Source organism: Methylophaga sp. UBA4204 (genome assembly GCF_002379485.1).
Lineage (GTDB): Bacteria > Pseudomonadota > Gammaproteobacteria > Nitrosococcales > Methylophagaceae > Methylophaga.
The window spans coordinates 6,039-10,319 of record NZ_DFTU01000058.1 but is presented as its reverse complement, the minus strand read 5'-3'; the positions used below and the strand labels follow the sequence as shown (position 1 = coordinate 10,319).

The following is a 4,281-nucleotide window of genomic DNA, read 5'->3' as shown; positions in this document are numbered from 1 at the left end:
CCAACCCACACCGGTGGCATCCGGACCGATTGAGGAACTTGCCGTATCCGGCAGCCTTGACTGCGCCTGATTAAGGTATTCCAGCACCCGACTGCGGGCCCAATACAGATCGGTACCCTCTTCGAACAAGACATAGACATAGCTATCGCCGAAGAATGATAAACCACGAACCACTTTGGCACCGGGCACCGATAACATGGTCGTGGTTAATGGATAAGTCACCTGATCCTCGACCAATTGTGGTGCTTGTCCCGGCCAGCTCGTTTTAATTATCACCTGAACATCCGAGAGATCAGGCAGCGCATCCAGCGGCGTGCGTGATAACGATACTAAGCTCCAGGCAAGCATCATCAGCGTCGCCAATAACACCAGAAAACGGTTGTCGATCGACCAACGTATGAGTCTAGCAATCATTTTGCACCTTCCATTTCAGTCTCGGCTGACAAAGGCTGCAGGTCGATAATTTTAGGTGCCGAGCCTTTTTCTAAGCGAAACTCAATTGCTATTTGCTCGCCCACTGTTAGCCCATCAGGATCCAGCGAGGATGACAATTCAAAGTCCATGGTCATGCCCGGCCAATTTAAGCTGGGAATATCTGGATGGGTCAGCGTCAAAATCTGCCTGTCTATAGCTTCGATTTTTGCCTGCGTCTCATGACTCTCCATTGCCATTTCAGGAGCTTTTGAGAGCGGTTGAAACTCAACAATCAATGGCGCCGCGCCTTTTTCTAAACGAAAGGCAATTTCAATTTGCTCACCCACCGTCAGTTCATCTGGATTGAGTGATGACGAAAGTTCAAAGTCCATGGTCATACCCGGCCACTCCAGGGTGGGAATATCTGGATGGGTCAAAGTCAATATCTGCCCGTTTATGGCTTCGATTTGTGCCTCGGTCTGATGAGTCTCCATTGTCATCTCAGACATTGAATGGTCATCGGCTTTCGACGTGTTATCGTCACTTAGTCGGGCTTCAACACCTCTCAGGCTGGCTTCTGAATCCACCAAAAACTGACCTGATACCACAACCCGTTCACCTTCCTGCAGTCCTTGCTGGATTTGGGTTTTATCATCAGTTACGCGTCCGGTTATGACTTCAACCGGGCGAAAACTGCCGTTATCGAGTGCCAGCATGATTAAGGTGCGTTTGCCCGTTCGGATAAGCGCTTCGGTTGGCACCATCAGCGCATCGTTAATTTGTTTGCCTGCCAACTGCATATTGACGAACATACCCGGCGCCAATTCACCCTGTGGATTGTCCAACACCACACGCGCCTTAAGGGTGCGTGTTGTAGGGTTCACTTCCGGTAATAATCTTTGTATTTGACCTCTAAATTGTTTGCCGGGAAAAGCCGGGCTGCTGGCGGTGATGGGATCACCAGGGTTGAGTAACGCAATCTGACTCTCCGGTACCTCAGCATTCGCCCAGACGGGGTCTAATCCATTAATACGCATCAATGTGGAACCGGTTGATATGGTCATGCCTTCGCGGGCAACTAATTCTGTGACGACGCCATCAATGGGGGCGGTAATAATCAGCTGCGTTTGAAGTCTGCCGGTGCTTTTTACCTGACGGATTTGTGCTTCGCTCATCCCCACTTGGCGCATGCGGGCAATTGAGGCTGCTATCAGTTCATCTAATCCTTCTCCTTGCATATTGTTAAGAGCCAGAAATTCTTCTTGTACGGCCACCCAGTCAGGTACATAGATAGCCAAAAGCGGCTGGCCTTTATTGACCTGCTCCAGGGTGGCCTTTACGAAAAGTTTTTCCACATAACCCAGAGCACGGGCTTGAACATTCACTTCCTCGCGCTCGTTCCATGCAATAGCGCCTACCGCTGTCACCTGCGTCGCTATGTCCTGTTTGGTTACCAAAGCCGTCCGTATGCCAATATTTTGTTGTAGGCGGGAGTTAATGCTAACGCCGGGCTCATCGGTTGCACTCTCACCACCCGCGCTACCCTTATAAACTGGCACCAGCATCATATCCATATAGGGTGACTTACCTGGCGTCTCGAATTTATTGCCGGGGACCATCGGATCTTGGTAAAAAAGAATCTTTTGGCCCGTGACCGGATCAATATCACCGGCTTTAATCCCAGCGTCCATATGACGACGAGTCGCCTCTTCGCCTTCAGCAATATTCCAGTTTGAAGGGTCTTCGGTAGACTTGGCGGTATCAGATATGTCCTCTGACACCGCTTTAGACATATCCATCCCCTGGCGCATTCCCCACTGATAAACGGCATAGCCAATCAGTAGCATCATCCCGACTGTTAATAAAAATAAAAAGATGTATTTACGATTCATTATTTGAACTCCATGACGCGGGACGTAGGGATTTGTGCATTCTCGGGTAATATCAGATATTCCAATGTGGCCCAAAGCGCTGCGGTTTCCATCTCGATCCGCAGTTTTTCTATACGCGTAGCAATTTCCATTTTTCGAGCATCAAGGGCTGTCACTAACTCGCCCTTACCGCCCCGATATTCAGCCAGTGCCGCATCGGTATGCTGCTTGGCAAGCGGGATCAAAGCCGCTTCATAGTCACTGAGCCTGACTAAATTACTTTTCCATGTGTCAAGCCAGCGCTCTGTTTCAGCGATATGTTCCCGAGTCATTTCCTCACGTTCAGCTCGCACCTGGTCCGCTTGGGCCAATTTGGCGGCTACCACCCGATCCTGGCGGTTCTCCTGATTCCATTGCAGCGGCACGCTGACACCAATCGAAATCATGTCCGAAAAACCTGAACTTCGTTCGCCATACATTACTGACCAAGTCCAATCAGCTTGCTTCTCTTGACGTGCGGCCTTAGCTTCAGCCATTGCAACCGCCTCCTCAGCCTTCAATACAGCAATATCTGGATGTTCACTTACCTGATGATATAAATGCTGAGTGTCGAGCGGAGACTGAGTAATGTCAGGCGCAGCGTGTAAAGAGATATTGTTAATATCCCCGACCCAACGCGATAGCGTTGTTTTGGCATTATCAAGGCGCGCTTGAGCTTGATAAATACGATCCTGGATTTCTGCGACAGTCGATCTGGCTAGAAAAATATCGGATTGTGGACCGGTGCTACCACGATAGGCAGCTTCAGCAGACTGAACTTGTAAGCTTGCCTCTTGCTGCTGGCGTGTTAATAGTTCCAACATTTGCTGCTGGTAATAAACATCAAACCAGGCCAATGCAGTGTTTTGGCGAATTTCAGTAAGTGTCAGTTTTTTAGTTATCTGCGCCTTATCTGCTTTACGTTCAAACACGTTGGCACGGGCATGGCGCTTGGCTTCACGGGTATATGTCTGAGAAATGCCAATATTGCGAGAGGTCATAAAATCTTCCGTAAGGCTATAAGCCATGGGACCATTGACTGGCAGGTTATTTACAGATAACTCCAGCATGGGATCGGGAAGTTGACCGGCTTCAATGGCCAGCTCTTGGGAGGCTTGCGCTGCAGCATCTTGCGCTAACAAGGCCTGAGAGCGTTGCTCAGCGAGATGCAAAGCGTTTTGCAAGCTAAGTGACTCGGCTTGTGGTTGCGCTATTACCGCAGTTGCAAAACTGGCAATAAATAAGGCGACAAAGCCGAGCCAATATATTCGCCATAATTTTGGCAAATATCTTTTGAGCACAATGGCTCTGGTGAATAGGTTTGACATGAGCTGGATCCGATGTAGTCAAAGGCGTTGGAGCAAAAGCAACGCAGATGTTTCAAGCATGGAACTAAGTAGCAGCTTGAAACACTACGGGAATAATGGGATCAGCTTAAGGTTGGCGGGCGCCAGAGATCAGTAGGTGCTGCGTTAGGCACGAACGCTATGCTGGTTAGTGCCCTACTTCTATCAGTAGAAATTAAATTCCATGATGGAACAGAAAAAAACATGACTACATTAGAGATGCTGCAATCTTGATCTGCTTTACAGGATTGACCCGTTTTAGCGGCCATCACGGCATCATTACAGCAGTCTGGCATATCGGCATGGTCCATCGTGGCCATGCTGCCATCTTCTTCCATTGGGCAATTTGTCTCATAGCTATGCGCATAGCTGGCGTTGGCAAAAGCCAAGGCGAAACAAAGAAAAAATAAATTTATTATGCGCATTAAGTCTAAGAATACTCTTTTACAGTCAGTTTGTAAATATTATTGACCAAAAGTGCTGGTGAAGGTTCAACAAATACTCTGTTATTAAAACGATAAAGTTTATTTCTTTATAATTTAACCAGCCGCAACCGCAGTGCATTCATGATAACGCTCACAGATGAAAGTGACATAGCAGCCGCTGCAAAC

At 48.4% G+C, this 4,281-nt stretch carries 3 protein-coding genes; all 3 read right to left on the bottom strand.

The features are described from left to right. A partial coding sequence (locus B3182_RS08390) for an efflux RND transporter permease subunit (protein ID WP_292752325.1) occupies positions 1-414 on the bottom strand: 414 nt, incomplete at its 3' end. After that, positions 411-2,306, bottom strand: a complete 1,896-nt coding sequence (locus B3182_RS08385; RefSeq protein WP_292412661.1) for an efflux RND transporter periplasmic adaptor subunit — start codon at positions 2,304-2,306, stop codon at positions 411-413. The genes B3182_RS08390 and B3182_RS08385, both read right to left, overlap by 4 nt. Then, on the bottom strand, positions 2,306-3,652 hold the full coding sequence (locus B3182_RS08380; protein WP_292479040.1) for a TolC family protein: 1,347 nt from the start codon (positions 3,650-3,652) through the stop codon (positions 2,306-2,308). Before B3182_RS08380 ends, B3182_RS08385 begins: the two co-directional genes overlap by 1 nt. Positions 3,653-4,281 lie beyond the last annotated feature (629 nt).